General features: G+C 74.1%; 19 protein-coding genes. 16 read left to right on the top strand and 3 right to left on the bottom strand.

Translation table 11 applies throughout. The annotated features are described in order from the left end of the window. Positions 1 to 247 precede the first annotated feature (247 nt). The 9 genes from ACFVTF_RS34325 (at position 248) to ACFVTF_RS34285 (ending at position 11,765) form a co-directional block, all read left to right on the top strand. The gene (locus ACFVTF_RS34325; protein ID WP_387817951.1) at positions 248 to 1,657 is read left to right on the top strand and encodes a sensor histidine kinase; all 1,410 of its coding nucleotides are present in this window, start codon (positions 248 to 250) and stop codon (positions 1,655 to 1,657) included. Next, positions 1,609 to 2,274, top strand: coding sequence for a LuxR C-terminal-related transcriptional regulator (locus ACFVTF_RS34320; protein ID WP_371516994.1), 666 nt, complete (start codon positions 1,609 to 1,611; stop codon positions 2,272 to 2,274). Before ACFVTF_RS34325 ends, ACFVTF_RS34320 begins: the two co-directional genes overlap by 49 nt. Positions 2,275 to 2,475: 201 nt before the next feature. Continuing rightward, positions 2,476 to 4,047: a DUF2637 domain-containing protein gene (locus ACFVTF_RS34315; RefSeq protein WP_387817950.1), complete on the top strand. Its 1,572-nt coding sequence runs from the start codon at positions 2,476 to 2,478 to the stop codon at positions 4,045 to 4,047. Between the two features lie 137 nt (positions 4,048 to 4,184). After that, on the top strand, positions 4,185 to 5,474 hold the full coding sequence (locus tag ACFVTF_RS34310) for a DUF6986 family protein (RefSeq protein WP_387817949.1): 1,290 nt from the start codon (positions 4,185 to 4,187) through the stop codon (positions 5,472 to 5,474). 111 nt (positions 5,475 to 5,585) lie between these two features. Next, positions 5,586 to 6,242, top strand: a complete 657-nt coding sequence (locus ACFVTF_RS34305; RefSeq protein ID WP_387817948.1) for a YigZ family protein — start codon at positions 5,586 to 5,588, stop codon at positions 6,240 to 6,242. 124 nt (positions 6,243 to 6,366) lie between these two features. Beyond that, the gene (locus ACFVTF_RS34300; protein WP_387817947.1) at positions 6,367 to 6,681 is read left to right on the top strand and encodes a cupin domain-containing protein; all 315 of its coding nucleotides are present in this window, start codon (positions 6,367 to 6,369) and stop codon (positions 6,679 to 6,681) included. 270 nt (positions 6,682 to 6,951) lie between these two features. Next, positions 6,952 to 8,859, top strand: a complete 1,908-nt coding sequence (locus tag ACFVTF_RS34295; RefSeq protein WP_387817946.1) for a hypothetical protein — start codon at positions 6,952 to 6,954, stop codon at positions 8,857 to 8,859. Positions 8,860 to 8,973: 114 nt separating this feature from the next. Beyond that, positions 8,974 to 10,695 (top strand): restriction endonuclease, encoded by a 1,722-nt coding sequence (locus ACFVTF_RS34290; RefSeq protein WP_387817945.1) that lies wholly within the window; start codon positions 8,974 to 8,976, stop codon positions 10,693 to 10,695. A gap of 341 nt (positions 10,696 to 11,036) precedes the next feature. Then, on the top strand, positions 11,037 to 11,765 hold the full coding sequence (locus ACFVTF_RS34285) for a ZIP family metal transporter (protein WP_387817952.1): 729 nt from the start codon (positions 11,037 to 11,039) through the stop codon (positions 11,763 to 11,765). A gap of 48 nt (positions 11,766 to 11,813) precedes the next feature. Here ACFVTF_RS34285 and ACFVTF_RS34280 read toward each other — a convergent pair whose 3' ends face one another. Next, a complete protein-coding gene (locus ACFVTF_RS34280; protein WP_387817944.1) occupies positions 11,814 to 12,449 on the bottom strand; it encodes a MarR family winged helix-turn-helix transcriptional regulator in 636 nt (211 codons plus the stop codon). A 166-nt stretch (positions 12,450 to 12,615) separates the two neighbouring features. Here ACFVTF_RS34280 and ACFVTF_RS34275 point away from each other — a divergent pair, with 166 nt between their 5' ends. Next, positions 12,616 to 12,948 carry a DUF2218 domain-containing protein gene (locus ACFVTF_RS34275; RefSeq protein ID WP_387817943.1) on the top strand — a complete coding sequence of 111 codons (333 nt, stop codon included), beginning with the start codon at positions 12,616 to 12,618 and terminating at the stop codon, positions 12,946 to 12,948. Here ACFVTF_RS34275 and ACFVTF_RS34270 read toward each other — a convergent pair. Together ACFVTF_RS34270 and gabT are read right to left on the bottom strand one after the other, a co-directional pair. Next, the gene (locus ACFVTF_RS34270) at positions 12,921 to 13,589 is read right to left on the bottom strand and encodes a phosphatase PAP2 family protein (RefSeq protein WP_387817942.1); all 669 of its coding nucleotides are present in this window, start codon (positions 13,587 to 13,589) and stop codon (positions 12,921 to 12,923) included. The two genes, ACFVTF_RS34275 and ACFVTF_RS34270, sit on opposite strands and share 28 nt — an antisense overlap. Positions 13,590 to 14,079: 490 nt before the next feature. Beyond that, complete coding sequence (gene gabT / locus ACFVTF_RS34265) at positions 14,080 to 15,420, bottom strand: 4-aminobutyrate--2-oxoglutarate transaminase (protein ID WP_371516985.1); 1,341 nt, start codon at positions 15,418 to 15,420, stop codon at positions 14,080 to 14,082. A 240-nt stretch (positions 15,421 to 15,660) separates the two neighbouring features. Between gabT and ACFVTF_RS34260 the strand changes: the two genes are divergently transcribed. The 6 genes from ACFVTF_RS34260 to ispG all read left to right on the top strand — a co-directional run bounded on the left by ACFVTF_RS34260 (position 15,661) and on the right by ispG (position 25,289). Next, entirely contained in the window at positions 15,661 to 17,763 is a 2,103-nt protein-coding gene (locus ACFVTF_RS34260; RefSeq protein WP_387817941.1) for an ATP-binding protein, read from the top strand. 153 nt (positions 17,764 to 17,916) lie between these two features. Further along, positions 17,917 to 19,482 carry a PucR family transcriptional regulator gene (locus ACFVTF_RS34255; protein ID WP_363586511.1) on the top strand — a complete coding sequence of 522 codons (1,566 nt, stop codon included), beginning with the start codon at positions 17,917 to 17,919 and terminating at the stop codon, positions 19,480 to 19,482. Positions 19,483 to 19,690: 208 nt separating this feature from the next. After that, positions 19,691 to 21,133: an aldehyde dehydrogenase family protein gene (locus ACFVTF_RS34250; protein WP_371516983.1), complete on the top strand. Its 1,443-nt coding sequence runs from the start codon at positions 19,691 to 19,693 to the stop codon at positions 21,131 to 21,133. Between the two features lie 198 nt (positions 21,134 to 21,331). Next, a complete protein-coding gene (gene dxr / locus ACFVTF_RS34245; RefSeq protein ID WP_350885642.1) occupies positions 21,332 to 22,561 on the top strand; it encodes a 1-deoxy-D-xylulose-5-phosphate reductoisomerase in 1,230 nt (409 codons plus the stop codon). Positions 22,562 to 22,680: 119 nt separating this feature from the next. Beyond that, positions 22,681 to 23,985 (top strand): RIP metalloprotease, encoded by a 1,305-nt coding sequence (locus tag ACFVTF_RS34240; RefSeq protein WP_107452864.1) that lies wholly within the window; start codon positions 22,681 to 22,683, stop codon positions 23,983 to 23,985. Between the two features lie 143 nt (positions 23,986 to 24,128). Next, positions 24,129 to 25,289 carry a flavodoxin-dependent (E)-4-hydroxy-3-methylbut-2-enyl-diphosphate synthase gene (gene ispG, locus ACFVTF_RS34235; RefSeq protein ID WP_063347631.1) on the top strand — a complete coding sequence of 387 codons (1,161 nt, stop codon included), beginning with the start codon at positions 24,129 to 24,131 and terminating at the stop codon, positions 25,287 to 25,289. Positions 25,290 to 25,361 lie beyond the last annotated feature (72 nt).

Below are 25,361 nucleotides of genomic sequence, written 5' to 3'. Positions count from 1 at the left end.
GGTACTGCAGGGGGGACCCTGTGGGAGAGTAGGACGCCGCCGAACAATCATTCACAGAGAACCCCCATCCGGGAAACCGGATGGGGGTTCTTTGCATTTCCGGGCAATCTCAAGAATCCGCTCGGGCCATGTCCACCCGCAGGTGGTGCTAGGACCACCTCGCAATTGGGGTGGCATGGCCAGTGCCTGGAACGGGTCGTTCGTGAACACTTGTGGAGGACGATCGAGACCGGCATCAGGAGCTTCCGTGGCAACAGCGAGTCGAACGAGCGGCGCGACGGTGCGCGCGCAGACCGAGGCGGCCTTCGCGTCGGGCGGCCAGGGGCTGGCGCGGCTGGCTCTCCTCGTGGCGGGCGCGGTGCCGGGGCTGGTGCTGCCGGTGGGGGCGGCGGTGGCGGCGGGTGGGGTCACGGCCTCGGTCTTCCAGGATTCCTACTACCCGGTGGTCCTGTTCGGCCTCGGGCTGGCGGCCGTCGCCGGCGCCCTGGTGGCGGCCCTGTTCGTGCGCCGCACGGCGAGCCGGACGCGCCAGCAGCTGGAGCGCTGGTACGGCATCCGCCTGCCGGCCGTGTACCAGCCCCGGCCCGCGTTGGAGCTGGACGAGCGCGGGCACTGGTGGACGGGCTACTCGTACCACCGCTCCCGGACGGTCGCGAAGTACGCGCAACTGCTGCACTGGGGTGCCCGGGACCGGACCACCCGGTCGGAGGTGGCCTGGCTGGCCGTCAACCCCGCCCTCGTGGTGGTGCTGGCGGGCCCGCTGGCCGTCCTGATGGTGCTGGGCATGGCCTGCATCCTGACGCCGCTGCCCGTGGACGGGTTCGGGCCGGTGCCCGCACGCCTGGTGTCGGTCCTGCTGAGCGCCGCGCTCGGGCTCGGCATGGTGGCGGTCGGGGTGCTCGTGGCGCCGTACGCGGTGCGCGGGTACGCGGAGGTGGCCCGCCGGGTGCTGGACCAGGACGGCCGGGCGACGCACGCCCAGTTGACCAGGCGGGTGGCCGAGCTGACCGAGACCAGGGCGGACGCGGTCGGCGACCAGGCAGCGGAGCTGCGACGGATCGAACGGGACCTGCACGACGGTGCGCAGGCGCGACTGGTCGCGATAGGGATGACGCTGGGCACGATCGAGCACCTGATGGACACCGACCAGGCGGCCGCCCGGGAGTTGCTCTCCGAGGCGCGGCAGTCCTCGGCCCGGGCGCTGCAGGAACTGCGGGACCTGGTCCGCGGCATTCACCCGCCGGTGCTCGCCGAACGTGGACTGGGCGACGCCGTGCGCGCCTTGGCGCTGGACAGCGCCCTGCCGACCGAGGTCTGCGTGAGCCTGCCGGACCGTCCGCCGGCGCCGGTGGAGGCGGCGGCCTACTTCAGCATCTGCGAGCTGCTGGCCAATGCGGCCAAGCACTCCGGGGCGGAGCAGGTGTGGGTGGACATCCTGTACCGGGCCGGGCTCCTGCGGATCACGGTGACGGACGACGGGGTGGGCGTGGCGGATCCCTCCCGGGGCACCGGCCTGCGCGGGATCGAGCGGCGATTGGGTACCTTCGACGGTGTCCTCGCCATCGACAGCACGTCGGGCGGTCCGACCACCATCACCTTGGAGCTGCCGTGCGAGTTGTCCTCGCCGAGGACCTCTACCTCCTTCGCGAAGGCCTGATCCGGCTGCTGGAAGCGCACGGTTTCACCATCGCCGCGGCCGTGGAGACGGGCCCCGAACTGCTGGAGGCGTTGCTGACCCACCGGCCGGACGTGGCCGTGGTCGACGTCCGGTTGCCGCCGACGCTCACCGACGAGGGGCTGCAGGCGGCGCTGAAGGCCCGCAAGGAGATCCAGGGCCTGCCGGTGCTGGTGCTGTCGCAGCACGTCCAGCAGCTGTACGCGCGGGAGCTGTTGGCCGACGGCACCGGCGGGATCGGATACCTGCTGAAGGACCGGGTGTTCAACGCCGACCAGTTCATCGACGCGGTCCGCCGGGTGGCGGCCGGCGGAACGGCGATGGACCCGGACGTGATCGCGAAGCTGATGCAGACCACCTCGCGTCGGCCCGGCCCGTTGCTGCGGCTGTCCCCGCGCGAGCGCGAGGTGCTGGAGCTGATGGCCGAGGGCTGCTCCAACTCCGCGATCGCCGCCCGCCTGGCGGTCAGCGACGGCGCGGTGGCCAAGCACATCGCCAACATCTTCACCAAGCTCGAACTGGCCCCCGCCGAGGACGCCAACCGCCGGGTGCTCGCGGTGCTGACCTACCTCAACGGAACGGCCGGGCCGAAGGGCTGACGATCCGCCCGGTCCACGGCGGGCGGGTCGTCGGCCCCGGACGGTGACACGCCAGGCTGCGGAAACGCTGAAACAGGTGTACGAGTAAACTCCGGTGGGCCGAGCCCGGAGGTCGCTCAGCCGTCCGGCGCCCCGACAAGCGGGAACCGGCAGCCGAGGCAGCGTACGGCAGCAGCCGACATCCAGGGGTTGATAGACGTAATGGCACGCCCAACGCTCACCAAGGCCCATCGGGGCCTGCTCGGCCTGGTCGCGGCCGGCGCCTGCATCATCTCGGGCATCGGCTTCGCGGGCTCGTACAACGCGGTGCGCGAACTGGCCGAGGAGAAGGGCTTCGGGGCCTTCTCCTACGCCTTCCCGATCGGTGTCGACGCCGGCATCGTCGTGCTCCTCTCGCTCGACCTGGTACTGACCTGGCTGCGGATCCCCTTCCCGATGCTGCGGCAGACCGCCTGGGTGCTGACCGTCGCCACCATCGCCTTCAACGCGGCCGCCTCCTGGGGCGATCCGCTCGGCATGGGGATGCACGCCGTCATCCCGGTGCTCTTCGTGGTCGTGGTCGAGGCCTCCCGGCACGCGGTCGGCCGGATCGCGGCGATCACGGCCGACCGGCACATGGACTCGGTCCGGGTGATGCGCTGGCTGCTCTCCCCGGTGCCGACCTTCAAGCTCTGGCGCCGGATGAAGCTCTGGGAGCTGCGCTCCTACGACGAGGTCGTCCGGCTGGAGCAGAACCGCCTGGTCTACCGGGCGCAGCTGCGCTTCCGGTACGGCCGCGGCTGGCGCCGCTCGGCGCCGATCCAGGCCCTGCTGCCGCTCAAGCTGGCCAAGTACGGGGTGCCGCTGGACCCGACGCTGTTCGACCGTCTGGACGAGGAGGCGCGCGAGCGCGAGGCCCGGGAGGCTCTGGCGGAGAAGGAGGCACTGGAGCTCCAGCGGCAGGACGGCCGCGCCGCCACGGCCATCGCCCCGGCCGAGGCCGCCGCCCCCGTGGCTCCCGTCGCCGCCGCTCCCGCTCCCGCTTCGGCCCGCCCGGCGCCGGCCCAGCAGCCGCAGCAGATACAGCAGGTCCAGGCCCAGGTCCAGGCTCAGACCCAACCCCAGCCCGAACCGGCCGCGGCCCCGGCCCCGGCCGCCGTCGCGCCGATGTCCGCCGAGGTGGCCGCGCCGATGCTGGCGAAGCTGGCGGCCGTCCGGCTGCGCGCCGCGCAGGAGCCGGACGGCGTGGCGCAGGAGGCCCCGCAGCCGCAGCGCGAGGAGCTGAACGTGTGGACCGAGCGCCCGGTGCGCACCACGGGCCACCCGTCCGACGCCGCCCCCGGCGGGCGGGTGCCCGGTCAGGCCTCGCCGTGGTTCAAGCCCCCGCGCCCGGTCGCCGAGGAGCCGGTCCTCCCGCAGCAGCCCCAGGCCCAGGCCGCCCAGGCGGCGGGGCTCGCCGCCGAGCCGCAGCCCCGTCACCCCGGGCAGCCCGCCCAGGCCGAGCAGCCCGTCCACGGCGAGCAGTTCGTCGCGGCCGAGCAGCCCCCCGTCCACGACGAGGAGTCCGCGCCGCGCTCGGCCCCGTCCCGGCTGGATCCGGACCTGGCCTACGACGCCCTGGTCAGCTACATGGACAACCACGAGCACCAGCCCGACCCGCAGCGCCTCGCCGAGTGGCTGACCAAGCAGTACGGCGTCACCGGCAACCGCCCGGACGGCTCGGTCCACCCCAAGGACGTCGCCGAGCTCTACCCGCAGCTGCGCGACCGCTACGCCGCCGCCGGGAGGGACTGACCCGGGCCGCCTCGGCCGGACGCTCCGTCGAAGGCTCCTGCGTCCACCGCTCGGTCGGCCATTGACGCCCGTTCCGGCCGGAGCTACCTTCGCCTCAACAAACTGTTGAAGTGTTGGTCCGGCATGGAGGAGTGCGGATGTCGCAGGTCGAGGTCGACGGTAACGGACCGACGGGCGGGGCCTCCTTCTCCGCCGCCGCCCGCGCCGCCGTGGAGGCGCTGCTCGCCCCGGTCGACGCCGACCTGGCGCGCCGCTACCCCGGCGACACCGGGACCAGGCAGCCGGTGCACACCGTCTACGTCCCGGCCGACGCCTTCGCCGCCGACACCGTGAGGGAGTGGGGCCGCCAGGCCCTGGAGGCCTTCGACACCCACGCCGGCACCCCCGCCGAGCTGGCCCGCGCCCTCGGCGTGGCCGACGACGACCTGCTCGCCGACGTGCACGCCCGGGTCCGCGCCAAGCTGGAGCGCGAGCCGGTCGAGGACCTGCGGATCGACTTCGAGGACGGCTACGGACCCCGCCCGGACGCCGAGGAGGACGCCGCCGCCGTCCGCGCCGCCGAACTGGTCGCCGCCGCCGTGGCCGAGGGCACCGCACCGCCGTACCTCGGCATCCGGATCAAGTGCATGGAGGCGGCCGTCCGCGACCGCGGCATCCGCACCCTGGAACTGTTCCTGGCCACCCTGCTGGCCGGCGGCGGCCTGCCGGACGGCCTGGTCCTCACCCTGCCCAAGGTGACCTACGCCGAGCAGGTCACCGCGCTGGTCCGGCTGCTGGAGGACTTCGAGCGCCGCGCCGGGCTGCCCGCCGGCCGGATCGGCTTCGAGATCCAGATCGAGACCACCCAGGCCATCCTCGGCCCGGACGGCCGGGCCACCGTGGCCCGGATGATCGAGGCGGCCGAGGGCCGCGCCACCGGGCTGCACTACGGCACCTTCGACTACAGCGCCTCCTGCGGCGTCAGCGCGGCCCACCAGAGCATGGACCACCCGGTCGCCGACCACGCGAAGGCGGTCATGCAGGTGGCCGCGGCCGGCACCGGCGTCCGGCTCTCCGACGGCTCGACCAACGTCATCCCGGCCGGCTCCACCGAACAGGTGCACGCCGCCTGGAAGCTCCACCACGACCTGGTCCGCCGCTCGCTGGCCCGCGCCTACTACCAGGGCTGGGACATGCACCCGGCGCACCTGCCGACCCGCTACGTCGCGGTGTACTCCTTCTACCGCGAGGGCCTGGCGGCCGCCGCCGCCCGGCTGGCCGCGTACGTCGCCAAGGCGGGTGGCGACGTGATGGACGAGCCGGCCACCGCCCGGGCGCTCAGCGGCTACCTGCTGCGCGGCCTGGACTGCGGCGCCGTCGACCCGGCCGAGGTCACCGCGCTGACCGGCCTGGACCGCGCCCGGCTGGACGCCCTGGCCGGGCGCTGACCCCGCGACCGGCCGACGAAGCCCGCCCAGGGCCTAGGCTGGCGGTGCCGCCCCGGGACGCCCGGGGTGCGCGCCGCCAGCCGTCGCCGTTTCCGGGAGAACCACCGCGTCATGTCCGCCACGCCGGAACCGACCGCCAGGCCGTACCTCACCATCCGGCGGGCCGGCAGCCACGAGACCGAGATCAAGAAGTCCCGGTTCATCTGCCACCTCGCCCGGGTCGCCGACGAGGAGGAGGCGCAGGCCTTCATCGCCGGCATCCGCAAGCAGTACTGGGACGCGCGGCACAACTGCACCGCCTTCGTGGTCGGCGACGAGCAGCGCCGCGAGCGCTCCAGCGACGACGGCGAGCCCGGCGGCACCGCCGGGGTGCCGATGCTGGAGGTCCTGCGCCGACGCGGCCTGACCGACACCGCCGCCGTGGTGACCAGGTACTTCGGCGGCATCAAGCTCGGCGCGGGCGGCCTGGTGCGGGCGTACGGGAACGCGGTGTCCGAGGCGGTGGACGAGGTCGGTCTGCTGGAGCGGCGGCCGGTGTCGCTGCTCGCGGTGACGGCCGACCACGTGCGCGCGGGGCGGGTGGAGAACGACCTGCGGGCGGCCGGGTACACGGTCAGCGACCTGGCCTACGAACCGGCCGGGGTGCGGATCGAGGTGGGCGTACCGCAGCCGGAGGTGCCGGCCTTCCACACCTGGCTGGCCGAGGCGACCGGCGGTACCGCCGTTGCGGTCCCGGCCGGCCGGACGTACGTCGAGGTGCCGGTCTGATGCCGGAGCAGACGGGCGGCGGCGCTTTTGGCCACCTATTCGGCCAGATCGCGGCCGATCCGTTTCGGAGCCTTGCGGGGCGTGCCTAGCCTGGTCCGGTCGTCGAGCAGGAAGCCGCCCCGAGATGCCCGTCGTCCAGACCGTCACCCTGCCGCCGGGGGCCAGCACCGGCTGGCACTACCACCCGGGTCGGGTGGACGTGGTGGTGCTGTCCGGGACGCTGACCCGGACCCTGCACGACGGCCGGGTCGAGGTCAGCCGGGCCGGGGACTCGCTGGTCGAGGAGGCCGGACCGGTCCACGTCCACGTGGGGCGCAACCTCGGGGACGAGCCCGTGGTGCTGATCGCGAGCTATGCCGCCCCGGTCGGCTGCCCGTTGGCGGTGCCGGTCGTGGAGCCCGAGTGGAGTCGCAGTGGCGCCCGGCCCGCCGGGGCCTGACCCGCCGACATCCGAGCAGGGCCGCTCCGGCGCTGCCGCTCGTCGCCCGTTGCCCGTCGTCCGTCGTCCGGCGATGAGGACGGGTCGGACCGGGAGCCGCGCCACGCGGTGCGCGGCTTGAGCAGATTCACCCGAACGTATTGACGTGGCCCGGAGTTGGAACTTCCGCTCCGGGCCGTGGCGTTTCCTGGGCAAGGATCCGGCCGAACCGGACGAATAACCCATCGATGGAGGACACCAGACCCCACCCCGCACCACGGAGGTATGCGCATGACCTCAGACCGCTTTTCGTCGCCCGCCGGCGCCGACCTGACCGGCCCCGCGACGCCCTACCGGATGACCGTCACCACCACCCTCCCGCACCGCGAGGCCGTCGCCCTGGCCGACGAGCAGCTCGCCGCCTGGCTCAAACAGGAAGGCTGCGAGGAGCCCCCGCCGGCTTCCCGCGCCCTCACCGGGCCGCCCCCGGCCGGACCGGCCTCGACGGGGACGGCTCCAACCCGACCGGAACCGCCCGAACTGACACCCCCTGGACCGACGAGGTCCGGACCGGCGCAGTCCCGACCGGCCCCCGCCGCCGAGCGACTGCGCCTGGGCGACCGGGTCCTGCTCGACCGCGACCAGGGCCCGCTGCGCGGCGGCCCGGCCGCCGGCCGCTACGACCGCCGACGCCTGCGCACCCCGACCCCGCACGGCACCCAGCAGCTGACCCTGACCGTGGCCACCGGGGCCGATGGCCCCACCTGGGTCCGGCTGGAGGCCGAGACGCACAGCACCGGCAACGGCGTGCGGACCCCTTGCCGGGTGCCGGTGCCCGAACTCGCCCGCACCCTCCTGCCGCTGCTCGACGCCACCGACGGCCCGGCCGCCGTCCACCCGGCCCCCCGGGTGATCACCGCCGGCGAGGTCGACGGCCTGATCGACGAGCTCTGCGACCCGGAGCGCCGGCTGCCCGTCGTGGTCGCCAGCGTCCCGGTGAACCTCCCGCTCGACCGCTGGGTCGAGGACGTCATCCGCCCGCTCTGCCACCAGCTGCCCGGCCTGGCCACGGCCTACGTCCTGGACCCGGGCGCCCGGACGGGGTTCAACGTCGCGCTGGAGTACCACAGCGTCTACGGCGGAGCGGTGCGCACCTACCTGCCCGAGGTCGACCCCGCCTCACGGTGCGACGGCGCCCGGCACCCGGTGCTCGCCCGGGGGCGAATAGAGCAGGACATCCGCCGCGCGGCCGGGCTGCTCGCCCGCGAGCCGCGCCGGCTCGCCGCCGACCTGCCGCTGCCGCCCCCGCTGGCGGCCGTCCCGGTGCTGCGGGTCGCCCCGGCGCCGCCCCGCGGGGCCGTCAGCCCGGCCGGGGACGCGGTCGCCGCCCGTGCCGAGCTGGCCGCGCTCGTCCGGGAGGAGCAGCAGGACCGCGCCGAGCAGCAGGCCAGAGCCGACGAGCTGGAGCGGGTCCGGCGCACCCTGCGCCACGAGCGCCGGGACAACCGCGTGGGTCGGGACAGCCGGGACAAGCAGGACGGCCGCGAGGGTCATGAGGGCCGCGACCGTCCGGAGCTCCGCGAGCGCCACGACGGTCGGGACAGCCGGGACGGCCACGTACGGGCCGGCTCCCGTGCCCTCACCGGGCGCCACTGCATCCTCCAGGGCGCCGCCGGGCACTTCGCCGCCAAGCCGTCCGCCCGGCCCGCGAAGCCGGAGACCTTCACCGAACTCATGTCCAGGATCGACGAGTTCCCGCTGCTGACCTTCACCGGTGACCAGAAGAACGCGCTCGCCCTGGACGGGCTCCGGTGCTCCGGCGCGGGCTGGGCCCGGCTCGCCTGGGACGGGCTGACCGCCCTCCAGGAGTACGCCGAGGCGGCGGTCCGCGGCACGGCCGGCGGCGACTTCAAACAGTGGTGCGAGCACACACCGGAGGGCTGCCACCACTTCCCGCCCCGCAAGGCGGTGCGCGGGGAGTCCCGGACGGTGTTCAGCCACACCAAGTGGAAGCGCGAACGGATGCTGCCCGTCCCGGAGAGCGTGGACGCCTCCCGGCGCGCCTTCATGGGCGCACACCTGCGGATCGGCGGCGGCCGTACCGCGCCCCGGCTGCACTACCTCGACGATTGCTCGGGCAGTGGCCGGATCTATGTCGGCTACATCGGCCTGCACCTGACCAACACCCGGACCAACTGAGAGGCTGGGCTGACCACTGCCGCCCGTTCGGTGGACAATGTCCGGCAGGGGCGGGCCGCAGGGTCGCCGGCCGCCCCGGGCAGGCGCCGGACGAGCATGGGGGAACGACGACCGATGCAGCACTCAGCAGACGGCCAGCCCGACGGCACCGCCACCGTCCAGTTCCCCCGACCGGGCTTCCTCGCCTCGGTCTTCAGAGAGTTCACCACCGACCAGGGGCAGGGCCAGGGCCTGGACCCGGACGCCGCCGACCCCGGCCCGGCCGCCCCCGGTACGCCTGATGACGGCATGCCCGATGACGGCGCGTCCGGTGGCGGTTCGTCCGGTGGTGCAGCGTTCGGTGGTGCTGCGTCCGGCGACGGCCCGGCCGAGCCCGAGGAGTCCATCGCCGCCCACGGCCGGGCCGCCGCCCTGACCCACCACCGCACGCTCACCGTCCAGGCCGAGCACGACCGGTTGGCCGACCTGCTCCGGCGGGCCGCACTGCCCGTCTCGGCCATGGACTTCGAGAGCCAGCTGCGCCACTACGAGCCCCGCCCCTACCCGGCCGACGGGCCGGAGAGCGGCAGCGAGGCCGAGCCCCGCTGGGCGGACTTCGCGCCCGGCGGGCCGGCCACCGCCGACCCCGACGGCGCCCCGGCCCGCAGCCTGCTCGACTCCGGCTACCAGCGCGAACTCGCCCAGGCCCGGCTGGCCCACCAGCGTTCCCTGCGCGAGTGGCGCACCCGCCGGGCCGAGGCCGACAACCCGGCCGTCGACGAGTCCCGGCGCGTCCACGAGGCGGCCGAGGAGGCCCGGGCCCGCGCCGTGCGCGAGTACAACGAGAGCCTGGAGGAGTGCCGGCGGGCCTACCGGCTGTCCGAGCCGGCCGCCGTGGAGTCGCTGCTGGAGCGGGCGCTCGCCGCCGCCGAGACCGCCACCCAGGACCTGCCCGCCCCCTGCCGGGCGGTCTTCCGCCCGCTCACCCGCACCGCCGTGCTGGACCTCGACCTGCCGCCGCTCGACCTGGTGCCCTCGCTCACCGGCTACCGGCTCGCCCCGGACGGCGACATCGTCCCGGTCCCGCGCCCGCCGGCGGACCGGGCCACCGACTATCTGCGCCTGGTCGCCCGGCTCGCCCTGCGCGCCCTCCAGGCGGCCGACGCCGTCGACACCGACGAGATACTCGCGGGCGTCGTGCTCAACGGCTGGCTGCGCGAGCCCGCCACCGCCGAGCCGCTCTGCCTGGTCAGCGTGGACGCCGACCGCGACGCACTGGCCCGCACCCGGCTGCTGCCGCCCGCCACCCCGTACGAGGAGCGCGACGACGAAGGCGTCTACGCCGACGCCGAGCAGGACGAGGCGCTCGTCCGGCTGCGCCAGCTCGGCGCCGCCGTCACCCCGGACCCGTACGGCCGCGTGGGCGTGCAGCCCGCCGCGCAGGCGGGTGCCGCCGTACCGGCCGCACCCGACCTGTCCGCGAACGAGTTCGCCCAGCTGGTGCGCGACCTGCTCACCCGCGGCGGGCTCGCCGAGTGGAGCGTGCGGCTGCGCGGTCCGGCCGGACTGGTCGCCACCGGTGAGGGGGCTCCGGGCAGCGCGCTGCCCGGACGCTGGGTGGTCTGGGCCTCCCGGGGCGCCGAGCCGGTCAGCGCGGAGGAGATCGCCACCCTGGCCGAGGCCGTCCAGGAGGAGTCCGCCGAGCGCGGCCTGCGACTGACCACCGGCCGCTTCGCCGACGAGGCCCTCGACCTCACCGGCGAGGAGAGCCACCGGCACATCCACCTGGTCGACGGCGACGGCATGAGCGAACTCGCCCGCACCCACCTCGGACTGCCCCTCGCCGCCAGCCGCTGACCCCACCTCCGGTCCCCGACCCGACCCCCGTCCCCACCCTCGTCCCCGGCCCCGTCTTCGCAGCTCACCCCTACGGACCGCCCGGCGGGCGAGCCCCCGCACCCGACCCGAGGCTGGAAAAACGGGCACCGGCGGAGCAACGGCACCCCGGGCGATCACCATCGAACGGTCGTCCGATACGGTCGGCGGTCGGCCCGGCCACGGGCGGACCCCAGGGGGAGAGGAATGGGCAGAGCGCCCGGCAGACCACACGGCGGCACCCGCCGGCGCCCGAACGGCGGATCGACCCACCCGGAGGCGGCCCGGTGACCGCCGTCCTGGTCGCCGCCGGGGCGTTCCTGATGACCCTGATCGGCGGCTTCGTCGCCCAGCGCACCGGCGACCGCCGCCACCTCGTGCTCGGCTTCGCCGCCGGCCTCATGCTCGGCGTGGTCGCCTTCGACCTGCTGCCCGAGGCCATGCGCCAGGCGCCGGACGAGGTGCACGGCGTGCCGCAGGCGCTGCTGATGTTCGCGGTCGGCTTCCTGACCATCCACGTGGTCGAACGCGCGGTCGCCATCCACCGCGGCCACGAGAGCGAGTACGCCGAGCACACCCACGGCCACCAGCACGCGCACGCCCACGGCGGCCGGCGCCAGGGCGTCGGCCTGACCGCCGCGCTGGCCCTGGTCGGGCACAGCGTGATGGACGGCTTCGCGATCGGCGCCGCCTTCCAGGCCGGCACCACGGTCGGAACGGTCGTCGCCATCGCCGTCGTCGCCCACGACTTCGCCGACGGCTTCAACACGTACACGATCACCCGGCTCTACGGGAACAACCGGCGGCGGGCGCTGACGCTGCTCGCGGCGGACGCGCTGGCCCCGGTGTCCGGCGCCGCGATCACCCTGGCCTTCACCATCCCCGAGCACCTGCTCGGCCTCTACCTCGGCTTCTTCTCCGGGTTCCTGCTCTACCTGGCCACCTCCGACATCCTCCCGGAGGCCCACAGCCCGCACCCCTCCCGCAGCACCCTGCTCTGCACCGTCGCCGGGGTGGGGTTCATGTGGCTGGTGATCGGCCTCGCCAACTAGGCAGGGCTCGGCAGGGCAGGGCCAGTGCAGGACGGGGCAGGGCGGGGTCTAACGCGACGGGCCGCCCGGGGGCGCCGTCCGCGGTGGTGGACCGGCTGCGAGGAAGCGGGCCTCGGCGGCGCGCAGCACGCGCAGCAGCACTTCCTGCTCGTCGGGACTGACCTCGCCGAAGTACGCCTGGGCCACCTCGTGCCGGACCTGTCCGATCCGTTCGACCGCTGCCCGGCCCGCCTCGGTCAGCAGGATCCGGACCGCCCGCCGGTCGGCCGGGTCGGGCCTACGTTCGACCAGGCCGGCCTCCTCCAGCGCGTCGACCACGGTGGTCGCCGAGCGCGGCGCGATGTGCAGCCGCTCGGCGAGGTCGCTCAGCCGCATCGCGTGGTCCGGCAGCTCGCAACCGGGCGCGTGGGCCAGGGTGTTCAGCGCCCGGGCCTGGCCGGGGGTGATGCCGTACGGCTCCAGCTGCCACCCGGTCTGCCGGCGGATCCGCTTGATCGCCCTGGTCATCGTGTCGGCCAGCTCGGCGGCAGTGTCCGAGGCGGTGGCGTCCGACGCCGTGGAGTCTGCCGCCGTGGAGTCGGAGGCCGTGGTGCCCGAGCCTGCGGTGTCCGCGGCGGCCGCCTCCGCAGGGGCGCCGGGCGGGCCGGGGGAGGGGTCCGCCGGGTCGGTCGGCGTGGTGGTCATCGCGGTCTCCTCGGCAGGCGTCCGCCCCAGGGTATCGGCCGGTCCGGGGCCGGTGGCCGATGGCGGACGGCGCCCCGAGAAAAATGTTGAGCTTGGCTCAGTATCTGGGTTAGCGTAGCCCCAACTGAGGGGACCCTAAGTTCCCTCCCCGGATCCTGGAGGGCCCGTGCCCCGCTCCGAAGCCCGCGTCACCACCGACCGCCCCACCCGCTACGCCAAGCAGCTCGCCGCCCACATGGGCCGCAAGATCGAGGCCACCTTCTCCGAGGAGACCGGCCGCGGCACCCTGGTCTTCGGCGCCGGCACCGCCACCCTGGAAGCCCGGAGCGACGCGCTGCTGCTCACCGTCGAGGGCGAGCGGGAGAACCTGCCCGGCCTGGAGGACGTCGTCGGCCGCCACCTCGTCCGCTTCGGCGCCCGCGACGAACTCGTCATCGAATGGCACCGCGACAACGGCGAGACCGGCCTCGTTCACCGCAACGACGACCCCGAGGCCTGACCGCCGCCCCCGCTGCCCGGCCGGGGCAGCCACCGGGCCAGCCCCCACAGCACCAGGGCGGCCAGGCACCAGCTGGCCACCACGTCCAGCAGCCAGTGGAAGTCGCTCCACACCAGCCCCGCGCCGACGCCCACCGCCAGCAGCACCGCGCCCGCCGTCAGCAGGCGCGCCGCCCACGGTCCCGCCACCCGCACCAGCAGCAGCGCAGCCACCCCGTACGAGAGCGACGCGGTGGCGGTGTGCCCGGACGGGTACCAGCCCCACTGCTCCGGCGTCAGCGGATCACCGAGCGGGCCCGGCCGGGCGAACGCCGCCTTGGCCGGCACCACCAGCAGCGGGATCAGCCCGGCGGTCAGCGCCGCCACCGGCAGCGGCAGCCACCAGCGCCCCGCCGCCCCCGTCCGGCGCCACCGCCACGCGGCCAGCACGCCGGCCGCCAGCAGCACCGGGATCGCGGGCACGCTGTCGCCCAGGTCGGACAGGATCTGGCCCAGTTGGTCCAGCAGCGCGCTGGGGTGGTCCCGGTGGGCGGTCCGGACGGCTCCGCGGACCGTGCGGTCCCATCCGAGCAGCGGGCCGTCCACCGCCACCTGCCACGACACCAGCAGCAGGACGACCGCCGCCGTCAGCGGCACGGCCACCGAACGGGCCACCCGGCCCGGAACGGCGGACAGCCGCCCCGGAGCAGGGGGGAGAGCTCCGGGGCGGCTCTGATGATCGCCGTTCCGTGCGCCCCGGGGGGTGTGGGTCGGACGGTCGGTCGATCGGTCTTCGGTGGGCGCCACCCCTCCCGGGGCGGCCTGGTCGTCCTCGCGGCACGCATGCGGACCCGCCGTCGGGGGCGACCCCTCAGGCGACTCCGCCCATGGCTGCGGCTCGCTGTCCATCTGCGATGACACTACGTCAACAGCCCTTCCGCGCCGAGCGCCTTCAGCGATTCCCCACATCATCTTCACCCCGCCCCGGGCGGCCCTCCGGGAGCCCCGACGACCTGGTCAGACCGGGCCGCGGGCCCGTCCAACCGGCCGGTGACAACCGAACGGCCCGCGAGGACCAGAGGTCCCCACGGGCCGTTCAGCGCTGTCCGGACAACCCTCCGGAGGGGGTTCACGACCTGACGGGCGACACCGCTCAGACGGCGGCGAAAGCGCCCTCCAGGATGTCCAGGCCCTCGGCCAGGAGGTGCTCCTCGATGACCAGCGGCGGCAGGAAGCGCAGCACGTTGCCGTAGGTGCCGGCGGTCAGCACCACCAGGCCCTCGGCGTGGCACGCCTTCGCGATGGCCGCGGTGGCCTCCGCGTTCGGCTCCTTGCCGCCCGGCTTCACCAGCTCGACGGCGATCATCGCGCCGCGGCCGCGGACCTCGCCGATGATGTCGAACTTCTCCTGCATCGCCCGCAGGCGGCCCAGCATGATCTCGCCGATCCGCTGCGCCTTGCCGTTGAGGTCCTGCTCCTTCATCGTCTCGATGGCGCCCAGCGCGGCCGCGCAGGCCACCGGGTTGCCGCCGTAGGTGCCGCCCAGGCCGCCCGCGTGCGCGGCGTCCATGATCTCGGCGCGACCGGTCACCGCGGCCAGCGGCAGACCACCGGCGATGCCCTTCGCGGTGGTGATCAGGTCCGGGACGATGCCCTCGTCGTCACAGGCGAACCACTGGCCGGTACGGCAGAAACCGGTCTGGATCTCGTCCGCGACGAACACGATGCCGTTCGCCTTCGCGTACTCCACGATCGCCGGCAGGAAGCCCTTGGCCGGCTCGATGAAGCCGCCCTCGCCCTGGATCGGCTCGATGATGATCGCGGCGACGTTCTCGGCGCCGATCTGCTTGTTGATGATCTCGATCGCCTGCGCGGCGGCCTCGGCGGCGCAGTTCTCCGCACCCGTCAGCCAGCGGTACGGGTACGCCACCGGCACCCGGTAGATCTCCGGGGCGAACGGGCCGAAGCCCTGCTTGTACGGCATGTTCTTCGCCGTCAGGCCCATGGTCAGGTTCGTACGGCCGTGGTAGCCGTGGTCGAACACCACGACGGCGGTGCGCTTGGTGTAGGCGCGGGCCACCTTCACCGCGTTCTCGACCGCCTCGGCACCCGAGTTGAACAGCGCGGTGCGCTTGTCGTGGTCACCCGGGGTCAGCTCGTTCAGCTGCTCGGCGACCGCCACGTAACCCTCGTACGGGGTCACCATGAAACAGGTGTGGGTGAAGGCGGCGAGCTGCTCGCTCGCCTTCGCCACCACGGCCTCGGCGCTGTTGCCGACGTTCGTCACGGCGATGCCGGAGCCGAAGTCGATCAGCGAGTTGCCGTCCACGTCCTCCAGCACGCCGCCGCTGGCACGGGACACGTACACCGGCAGGGTGGTGCCGACACCGGCCGCCACCGCACCCAGCTTGCGGGCCTGCAGCTCCTGCGACTTCGGACCGGGGATCGCGGTGACCAGGCGGCGCTCCTGCGGGAGCGGCGTTGCGGCGCTCATGGGGTTCTCCAGACTTCTCGGCTCGGTGCTTCGCAGGCTACGGCCGCCCTCCCCGGCCGGGCATGCGCCACTCGGTAGCACTGAGCCGTCCGACTTGTCCGGCACGGCCAGCGCGGGTGGTGCGACTACCAGCATGCCCCGCTCCACTACATTGAGCGCGGGCGTGTCGCCGGTACGGCGGCATGGGTATGGCGGCACCGACGGCGATCGGGCCGGGCGGGCGAGGGAGCGGGGCCGTACATGGCGCACGACGGGGCACACCACCACACCGATCGGACCACCACCAGACCCCCGGCCCCCATGCCGCACCAGCGGCCCGGCACCCGCACCGACGGGGCCCCGGCCTTCGACCTCCCCACCTGGGCCGCGGCCCCGCGCCCGGAAGCCGAACCCGGCGTCTACCGGCTGGGCTACCGCCCGATCGACCCGGAACGGGCGGAGGCGGCCCAGGTCGCGGCCTGGCCGCTGCTCCTGCGGGCGGGACTCAACGCGGTGGTGGGGTGGTTCGCCTATCTCTACGGCACGCAGCTCCTGATGTACGTGCTCGTGTGGTTCGGCGGACAGGCCGGCATCGGCCCGCTCGCGTCGCCGTCCGAGTCCGAGGCCATGTTCACGCTGCTGGTGGCCAACGCGCTCGTGATCGGTGTCGTCGTCAAGCTCTTCGGCCGGATGGGCCGTTGGCCCGAGGTGTGGCGGCGGTACGTGTCGCCGTTGCTGTCGCGGGCGGTGACGCAGGAGCAGCCCGCGCAGGCGGAGGAGGGCGTGGCGGTGGCCCAGGTGGCGGGGCGGCTGGACCCGTGGGGCGGGCTGCGGCAGGGCGGGGCGGCCGAGGCGGCGGGGCGGCTGGAGCGGGAGGCGGTCGGGGACGTCGACTACGTGCGGATCCAGCGGGCGTGGGAGTCGGCGCAGGCGGATCCGGCGTTCGTGCCGGCGTTCGTCGAGCAGGTGGTGGCGCGCGGTGGGGCGGCCTTCGCGCACCCCTCGGAGTCGCGGGAGCTGGCGGACCGGGGTGAGCGGCACGATCTGCTGCTGGGCCAGGTCTGCCTCGGGACCGCCCAGGACGTGCCGAAGAACCCGCTGAGTCATCGGGCGGCCGGGTTCGCGCTGGATCCGGCGCTGCTGGGCACGTCGCTGCTGGCGGTGGGTCCGGCGGGGACGGGGAAGACGGCGCGGCTGGCGCGGCCGGTGGCGGAGGCGCTGTGTCTGCAGGCGCTGGCCGGCACCGCGTGCGTGGTGGTGGTGGGGGCGGCGGACGCGGATCTCGGCCCGGACGCCTGGTACGACGTGGTGATCGCGCCCGGTGATCCGGCGTCGGCGTACGGACTGGACCTGTACGGTGCGGCGCAGGATCCGGACGAGGCGGCGGCCCGGCTGGCCGAGGCGCTGCTGCCGGACGAGTTGACGGCGCGCGCGGAGAACGCCCGGACGGCGCTGCAGCAGGTGGTGGGCCCGTTCCACGCCGCGTACGCGCGCTATCCGGGGGTGCGGGAGCTGCGGGCGCTGCTGGCCGGTGAGCCGGACGTGCTGGCGGCCCTGGTGAAGGCGCTCGGGGTGGCGGGCCGGCTGGCCGTGTTCGAGCGGGACCTGGAGCACCGGGAGCGTCAGCGCGGCCGGGCGGACGATCCCGGGGCGCTGCTCGCGGACCGGCTGGCGCTGCTGGACCGGCCGGCCTTCGAGGGCGCCTTCGCAACGGACGGCACCGGGCGGCCCCCGTTCGCGATGCGGGTGCTGGACCATCCGTTGCGGGTGCGGGTGAAGCTGCCGGAGCGCAGCCATCCGGAGGCCGCGCGGATGCTGTCCCGGTTGGTGGTGGGTCAGTTCGTGCAGGCGGCGGGGGCCCGTACGGACCGTTCGTTGTTCGCCGGCCTGGTGGTGGACGACGCCTCGGCGGCGCTGGACGCGACCGCCGTGCGCGGGGTGCAGCGGATGCGGGGGGCGAACGCGGGCGTGGTGCTGCTGCTGCGCACGCTGGTGGATCTGCCGGAGGCGCTGCGGGCGCCGTTGTTCGGCGCGGTCGGCTGCCGGATGGCGTTCCCGGGGATCGCGCCGTGGGACGGTCGGCTGTTCTCGGAGGCCTGGGGGACGCACCTGGTGCAGGAGACCGCGGTGACCCACACGCCCGACACCTCGGGCGGTGTGGTGCGGCGGGCCGGGCGGTTGGGGCGGCGGGCGCTGTCGGGGACGGCGGCGCAGACGGAGTCGGTGACGACGCGGGACGTGGAGCGCTTGCGCTGGTCGCCGTCGGATCTGGCGCACGCGCTGCCGGCGGGGCACGCGGTGGTGTCGTTGACCGCGGTGTCGGGGGAGCAGGTGCCGCCGTTGCTGGTGGATCTTCGGGGCTGACGGGGCGCGGGGCGGAAGCTCGCCTTCACGGTGGATTCGGCAGTGCCGGTTGTCCGGAGCGTCCATAATGAGGGGGAGAGACCCTCACTTGTCCCATTGCCCTCTCCTCGCCCGGCCGCAACGGCGCGGTCAGGTCGATCCCCCGAAGGTGCCATGCCCCCCACACTCGCCTCCGTTGTCCGCAACAGTTCGCTCCATCTGACGGTCCTCGCCGGCGCGGACCACCTGGAGCGGCCGGTCCGCTGGGTGCACACCAGCGAGCTGGACGACCCGACGCCGTTCCTGGAGGGTGGCGAGCTGCTGCTCACCACCGGGATCAAGCTGGGCCGTACGGCGGCCCAGCTGCAGGCGTACGTGCACCGGCTGGCCGATGCCGGGGTGGTGGGGCTGGGCCTGGGGGTGGGGCTGTCGCACACGGAGGTGCCGCAGCCACTGGTGGACGCGGCCGCGCAGCGGGGGCTGCCGCTGCTGCGGGTGCCGGAGCCGACGCCGTTCATCGCGATCAGCAAGGTGGTGTCCGCGGCGCTGGCCGCGGAGCAGTACGAGGCGGTGACGACCTCCTTCGAGGCGCAGGAGGAGCTGACCCGGGCCGCGCTGGGCAAGGACGGCACGACGGCGGTGGTGCGCCGGCTGGCGGCCCGGCTGGGCGGCTGGGCGGCGCTGTACGACGGGTCGGGGGCGCTGTCGGTGGTGGCGCCGGACTGGGCGGCGCGCCGGGCGGGGCGGCTGGCGGCGGAGGTGGACCGGCTGCGCCGGCGTCCGGCGCCGTCGAGCGCCGCGTTGCAGGGGCGGGCGCCGGGGATCGACACGGCGGACGAGGACTACGTGGTGGTCCAGTCGCTGGGGGCGGACCGGCGGGCCCGGGGCTTCCTGGCGGTGGGCACCGAGGACCGGATCACCCCGACCGAGCGGTACGTGCTGAACGCGGCGGTGGCGCTGCTGACCCTGACGCTGGAGCGCTCGCGCGAGCTGCGCCAGGCCGAGGAGCGGATGGGCGCGGCGCTGCTGCGGATGGTGCTGGCGGGCGAGGTGGCGACGGCCCGCCAGGTGGCGGTGGGGCTGTTCGGCGGTATGCCGGAGGGGACGATACGGGTTCTGGTGGCCGGGGCCGGGCCGAACGCGGAGGCCGCGGAGGCGCTCGGGGAGCTGGGGGACCGGGCCGAGCAGGCGGGTGCCCGGGTGGGCGAGAAGCTGCTGGTGGCGCGGGAGGACGGCGCGCACGGGGCGCGGCTGATGGTGCTCGCGCTGGACAACGGGGCGGTGCACCGGGCCTGTCTGGGCGCGGTGGAGGAGCACGAGGGCCTGTCGCTGGGCGTGTCGGCGCCGGCCGCGCTGGAGGACGCGGGGACGGCGCACGCGCAGGCCGAGCGGGCGCTGGCGGTGGCGCTGCGCGGTGGCCGGCGGTCGGTGGACCACGAGGAGGTCGGCGCGGGGTCGCTGCTGCCGCTGCTCGGCGAGGACGCGGTGACGGCGTTCGCCGAGGGGCTGCTGCGGCCGCTGCGCGAGCACGACCGGACGGCCCGCGGCGATCTGGTGGCCTCGCTGCGGGCGTGGCTGTCCCGGCACGGGCAGTGGGACGCGGCGGCGGCCGATCTCGGGGTGCACCGGCACACGCTGCGCTACCGGATGCGGCGGGTCGAGGAACTGCTGGGGCGTTCGCTGGACGACACCGACGTGCGGATGGAGCTGTGGCTGGCGCTGCGCTCCGGCGAGGAGTAGGCCGCACCCGAGCCGCACCGAGCCGTACCGGGCCGCCCGGGCCGTGCCCCGGCGCGTACCGGCCCGGGAGGCTCTGGACGGGATGGAGCAGCGTGGGGGGCGAACGCTCCGAGTCGGCCAATCCGGTCGGTGCGCCGCCCCACCTACCCTCGGATTCGGGTCCCACACCCGTGGGCCCGCTGACGACGAGGAGAGGGCCGGTACCACGGTGACCACCACGTACGATTTCTGGCTGGCCGGCCGACGGGCGAGCGGCGACGCCGACTTCGAGGTGCACAACAGCTGGGACGGCCGTCTGGTCGGCAAGGTGAGCATCCCGACCGAGGCCCAGGTCGAGGAGGCGCTGGACGCCGCCGTCGCCGCGCTGCCGGTGTTCGCCGCCACCCCGGCGCACGTCCGCTCGGCCGCGCTGGACCACGTGGCCAAGCGCCTGACCGAGCGCACCGAGGAGCTCGCCCAGCTCATCACCGCGGAGAACGGCAAGCCGATCAAGTGGGCCCGTGGTGAGGTCGGCCGCGCGGTGTCGGTCTTCCGCTGGGCGGCCGAGGAGGCCCGCCGGACCAACGGCGAGACGATGCGGCTGGACACCGACCCGGGCGGCGTGGGCCGTTTCGCGGTGGTGCGCCGCTTCCCGCGCGGTGTGGTGCTGGGGATCGCCCCGTTCAACTTCCCGCTGAACCTGGTCGCCCACAAGGTCGCCCCGGCGATCGCGGTCGGTGCCCCGATCATCCTGAAGCCGGCCCCGGCGACGCCGCTGTCGGCGATGGTGCTGGGCGAGATCCTGGCCGAGACCGACCTGCCGGCCGGTTCGTGGAGCATCCTGACGGTGCCGAACGACCGGATGCCGGCGCTGGTGCAGGACGAGCGCCTGCCGGTGATCTCGTTCACCGGTTCGGACAAGGTCGGCTACCAGATCATGGACTCGGTGCCGCGCAAGCACTGCACCCTGGAGTTGGGCGGCAACGCCGCGGCCGTGGTGCTCGCCGACTGGTCCTCGGAGGCCGACCTGGACTGGGCGGCCACCCGGATCGCGATGTTCGCCAACTACCAGGGCGGCCAGTCCTGCATCTCGGTGCAGCGGGTGATCGCCGACGCGTCGGTGTACGACGCGCTGGTGGAGAAGGTCGTGGCCAAGGTCAAGGCCCAGGTCACCGGTGACCCGAACGACGACGCGACGGACGTCGGCCCGCTGGTCGACGAGAACGCCGCGAAGCGGGTGGAGTCCTGGGTGGACGACGCGGTCGCCAAGGGCGCCAAGGTGCTCGTCGGCGGGGGCCGCGAGGGTGCGACCTACGCGCCGACCGTGCTGGCCGAGCTGCCCGCGGACGCGATCCTGGCCAAGGCCGAGGTGTTCGGCCCGGTCCTGTCGCTGCACCGGGTGGACGGCGTGGACGAGGCCTTCGCGGCCGTCAACGACTCGGCGTTCGGCCTTCAGGCGGGCGTGTTCACGCACGACCTGCAGACCGCCTTCCGCGCCCACCGGGAGCTGGAGGTCGGCGGTGTGATCATCGGCGACGCGCCGTCCTACCGCGCCGACCAGATGCCGTACGGCGGCGTCAAGGACTCCGGTGTCGGCCGTGAGGGCGTCCGGTACGCGATGGACGACTACACGGTCGAGAAGGTCCTAGTCCTCAGCGGCCTCGACCTCTGAGCGAACCCGTGAGTGAAGGGCCCGGTCCGGTGACCGGGCCCTTCGCCCGTTCCGGGGCCCGGTCGGCTCGGCCGTCGTGTCGGCCCGTGTCAGCCGTTGTGCCCGCCCGCGCCGGAGACGGCCTCCTCGGCCGTGGTGCCGCCCGCGACCTGTCGGGAGGCGTCCTGCGCAGGGCCCCGGGCAGGACACAATGGGCGCATGACTTCGCTCGCCCACCCGCAGCTGCGGTTCACGCCCACCGTGCAGGACCCTTCCGGCCCCCGGGAGCTGGTGATCCTCGGTTCGACCGGGTCGATCGGCACCCAGGCCATCGACGTGGTGCTCCGCAACCCGGACCGGTTCCGGGTGGTCGCCCTGTCGGCGGCCGGCGGCCGGGTGGAGCTGCTCGCCGAGCAGGCGCTGCGGCTGGGCGTGCACACGGTGGCGGTGGCGGACCCGGCGGCCGAGCCGGCGCTGCGCGCGGCGCTGGCGGCGAAGGCGGCGGGCGCCGCGCTGCCGGCGGTGCTGGCGGGGCCGGACGCGGCGACCGAGCTGGCCGCGATGGAGTGCCACTCGGTGCTCAACGGCATCACCGGGTCGATCGGGCTGCGGCCGACGCTGGCCGCGCTGAGGGCGGGCCGGGTGCTGGTGCTGGCCAACAAGGAGTCGCTGATCGTCGGCGGCCCGCTGGTGAAGGCGGTGGCGCGGCCGGGGCAGATCGTGCCGGTGGACTCCGAGCACGCGGCGCTGTTCCAGGCGCTGGCGGGCGGCACCCGGGCCGAGGTCCGCAAGCTGGTGGTGACGGCCAGCGGCGGTCCGTTCCGCAACCGGACGCGTGAGCAGCTGGCCGGGGTGACGCCGCAGGACGCGCTGGCGCACCCGACCTGGGCGATGGGCCCGGTGGTCACGATCAACTCGGCGACCCTGGTGAACAAGGGCCTGGAGGTGATCGAGGCGCACCTGCTGTACGACGTGCCCTTCGACCGGATCGAGGTCGTGGTCCATCCGCAGTCGGTGGTGCACTCGATGGTGGAGTTCACCGACGGTTCGACGCTGGCGCAGGCCAGCCCGCCGGACATGCGGATGCCGATCGCGCTGGGTCTGGGCTGGCCGGAGCGGGTGCCGGACGCCGCCCCCGGCTGCGACTGGACCAAGGCCGCGACCTGGGAGTTCTTCCCGCTGGACGACGAGGCCTTCCCGGCGGTGGAGCTGGCCCGCGAGGTGGGCACCCTGGGCGGCACCGCGCCGGCGGTCTTCAACGCGGCCAACGAGGAGTGCGTGGAGGCGTTCCTGAAGGGGCGCCTCGCTTTCACGGGAATCGTGGACACTGTTGCCAAGGTCGTCGCCGAGCACGGCACGCCCGTGCCGGGAACTTCCCTGACGGTCGAGGACGTCCTGCACGCGGAGGACTGGGCCCGCGCCCGGGCCCGCGAGCTGGCGGCGGGCTGACGGCGGCGGGTTGACGGCGTGGGCCGTTTCCGGCCGGGTGTACCCGTACCGGGTGTCCGGCCGGGCGTGACTGCGGTAAGACAAGACGACGAGCGGAGCGGCATGACGGAGGGCCAGCGGTGGCAATGGTTTTGACGGTGGTCGGCATCCTGGTCTTCGCGGTCGGGTTGCTCGTCTCGATCGCCTGGCACGAGCTCGGCCACCTCTCGACGGCCAAGCTGTTCGGCATCCGGGTGCCGCAGTACATGGTCGGCTTCGGCCCGACCGTCTGGTCGCGGAAGAAGGGCGAGACCGAGTACGGCTTCAAGGCGATCCCGCTGGGCGGCTACATCCGGATGATCGGGATGTTCCCGCCGGGTGCGGACGGCCGGATCACCAAGCGCAGCAGTTCCCCCTGGCGCACCATGATCGAGGACGCCCGGGAGGCCTCCTACGAGGAGCTCCAGGAGGGCGACGAGCACCGGCTGTTCTACACCCGCAAGCCGTGGAAGCGCGTCATCGTCATGTTCGCCGGGCCGTTCATGAACCTGGTCCTGGCCTTCGGGCTGTTCCTGACGGTCATGATGGGCTTCGGCGTCTCGACGGCGGTGCCGACCATCGGCTCGGTCGCCCAGTGCGTGGTCAAGGCCGGTTCGCCGACCGACGTGTGCCCCGCGGACGCGCCCAAGACCCCCGCCAACGAGGTCGGGCTGCGGCAGGGGGACAAGGTCCTCTCCTTCGGCGGGGACCGGATCCGCGACTACGACCAGCTCCAGGCGGACATCCGGAAGTCGGCCGGCCAGCAGGTCGAGATCCTGGTCGACCGGGGCGGGCAGCAGCTCGTCCTCAAGCCCGTCATCGCCGTCAACGACGTGCAGAAGTACGACGGCAACGGCGTGCCGCTCAAGGGCCAGACCGTGCAGGCCGGCTTCCTCGGCTTCACCCCCAAGCAGGGGGTCGTCCAGCAGAGCTTCGGGCAGTCCCTGGACCGGATGGTCGGCATGGCCGAGAACGGGGTGAAGTCGCTGGCCGCGCTGCCCGGCAAGATCCCCGGTCTGTGGAACGCCGTCGTCGGGGACTCCCCGCGTGACCCGGACTCGCCGATCGGCATGGTCGGCGCCGCCCGGGTCAGCGGTGAACTGGTGAGCATGGACCTGCCCGCCAGCCAGCGGGTGGCGATGTTCGTCAACCTGCTGGCCGGGATCAACCTCTCGCTCTTCCTGTTCAACATGCTGCCGCTGCTCCCGCTGGACGGCGGCCACATCGCGGGCGCGGTGTGGGAATCGGTCCGCCGCCGATTCGCTCAGCTGTTCAAGCGGCCCGATCCCGGGCCCTTCGACGTCGCCAAGCTGATGCCGGTGGCGTACGTCGTGGCCAGCGTCTTCATCGGTTTCACCCTGCTGGTGATGGTCGCCGACCTGGTGAACCCGGTGAAGATCAGCTAGAGCGTTCGGGTACGGCGGGTGTGCTGGGGTCCGGCGCCGTGCCGTACCGTTGAGGCCGGGTGCGCGATCGAGGCGCGCCCGGCCTCGGCCGTCCCACTGGCCGGGCGGTCGACCACACCTCAACCCCGGGGAACCCTGCGCACATGACCGCGATCTCGCTCGGTATTCCGTCCCTGCCGCTCAAGCCGCTCGCCAAGCGCCGTGTATCCCGGCAGATCATGGTCGGCAACGTACCGGTCGGCGGTGACGCTCCCGTCTCGGTGCAGTCGATGACCACCACCGTGACCGCGGACATCAACGCCACGCTGCAGCAGATCGCTGAGCTCACCGCGTCCGGGTGCCAGATCGTCCGGGTCGCCGTCCCCACCCAGGACGACGCCGACGCGCTGCCGATCATCGCCAAGAAGTCCCACATCCCGGTGATCGCCGACATCCACTTCCAGCCGAAGTACGTCTTCGCCGCGATCGACGCCGGCTGCGCCGCGGTCCGCGTCAACCCGGGCAACATCAAGGCCTTCGACGACAAGGTCGGCGAGATCGCCAAGGCCGCCCGGGGCGCCGGCGTGCCGATCCGGATCGGCGTCAACGCCGGCTCGCTCGACAAGCGCCTGCTGGAGAAGTACGGCCGTGCCACCCCCGAGGCGCTGGTCGAGTCCGCGCTCTGGGAGTGCTCGCTGTTCGAGGAGCACGACTTCCGCGACATCAAGATCTCGGTCAAGCACAACGACCCGGTCGTGATGATCAACGCCTACCGCCAGCTGGCCGCCGCCTGCGACTACCCGCTGCACCTCGGTGTCACCGAGGCCGGCCCGGCCTTCCAGGGCACCATCAAGTCCGCGGTGGCCTTCGGCGCGCTGCTCGCCGAGGGCATCGGCGACACCATCCGGGTCTCCCTCTCGGCCCCGCCGGCCGAGGAGATCAAGGTCGGCAACCAGATCCTGGAGTCGCTCGGCCTGCGCCAGCGCGGCCTGGAGATCGTCTCCTGCCCGTCCTGCGGCCGCGCCCAGGTCGACGTCTACAAGCTGGCCGAGGAGGTCACCGCCGGCCTGGAGGGCATGGAGGTGCCGCTGCGCGTCGCCGTCATGGGCTGCGTGGTGAACGGCCCGGGCGAGGCCCGCGAGGCCGACCTCGGCGTCGCCTCCGGCAACGGCAAGGGCCAGATCTTCGTCAAGGGCGAGGTCATCAAGACCGTCCCCGAGTCGAAGATCGTCGAGACCCTGATCGAGGAGGCGCTCAAGCTCGCCGAGCAGATGCAGGAGGCGGGCGTCGAGGCCGGTACGCCGACCGTCGTCGCGGCCGACTGACCACGCAGGGTCCGCGCGGTGCGCCGCGCGCAGTCTTCCGGAAGCGGGGCCGTCCGTTCGCGGACGGCCCCG

Source organism: Kitasatospora sp. NPDC057940 (genome assembly GCF_042887425.1).
Taxonomy (GTDB): domain Bacteria; phylum Actinomycetota; class Actinomycetes; order Streptomycetales; family Streptomycetaceae; genus Kitasatospora.
This window is presented reverse-complemented; position numbering and strand designations above follow the sequence as displayed.

Coding starts and splice junctions, on each gene's coding strand:
- ACFVTF_RS34315 (WP_387817950.1), top strand. CDS start 2,476: ATGGCACGCCCAACGCTCACCAAGGCCCATCGGGGCCTGCTCGGCCTG.
- ACFVTF_RS34310 (WP_387817949.1), top strand. CDS start 4,185: ATGTCGCAGGTCGAGGTCGACGGTAACGGACCGACGGGCGGGGCCTCC.
- ACFVTF_RS34305 (WP_387817948.1), top strand. CDS start 5,586: ATGTCCGCCACGCCGGAACCGACCGCCAGGCCGTACCTCACCATCCGG.
- ACFVTF_RS34300 (WP_387817947.1), top strand. CDS start 6,367: ATGCCCGTCGTCCAGACCGTCACCCTGCCGCCGGGGGCCAGCACCGGC.
- ACFVTF_RS34295 (WP_387817946.1), top strand. CDS start 6,952: ATGACCTCAGACCGCTTTTCGTCGCCCGCCGGCGCCGACCTGACCGGC.
- ACFVTF_RS34290 (WP_387817945.1), top strand. CDS start 8,974: ATGCAGCACTCAGCAGACGGCCAGCCCGACGGCACCGCCACCGTCCAG.
- ACFVTF_RS34285 (WP_387817952.1), top strand. CDS start 11,037: ATGACCCTGATCGGCGGCTTCGTCGCCCAGCGCACCGGCGACCGCCGC.
- ACFVTF_RS34280 (WP_387817944.1), bottom strand. CDS start 12,449: ATGACCACCACGCCGACCGACCCGGCGGACCCCTCCCCCGGCCCGCCC.
- gabT (WP_371516985.1), bottom strand. CDS start 15,420: ATGAGCGCCGCAACGCCGCTCCCGCAGGAGCGCCGCCTGGTCACCGCG.
- ACFVTF_RS34260 (WP_387817941.1), top strand. CDS start 15,661: ATGGCGCACGACGGGGCACACCACCACACCGATCGGACCACCACCAGA.
- ACFVTF_RS34255 (WP_363586511.1), top strand. CDS start 17,917: ATGCCCCCCACACTCGCCTCCGTTGTCCGCAACAGTTCGCTCCATCTG.
- dxr (WP_350885642.1), top strand. CDS start 21,332: ATGACTTCGCTCGCCCACCCGCAGCTGCGGTTCACGCCCACCGTGCAG.
- ispG (WP_063347631.1), top strand. CDS start 24,129: ATGACCGCGATCTCGCTCGGTATTCCGTCCCTGCCGCTCAAGCCGCTC.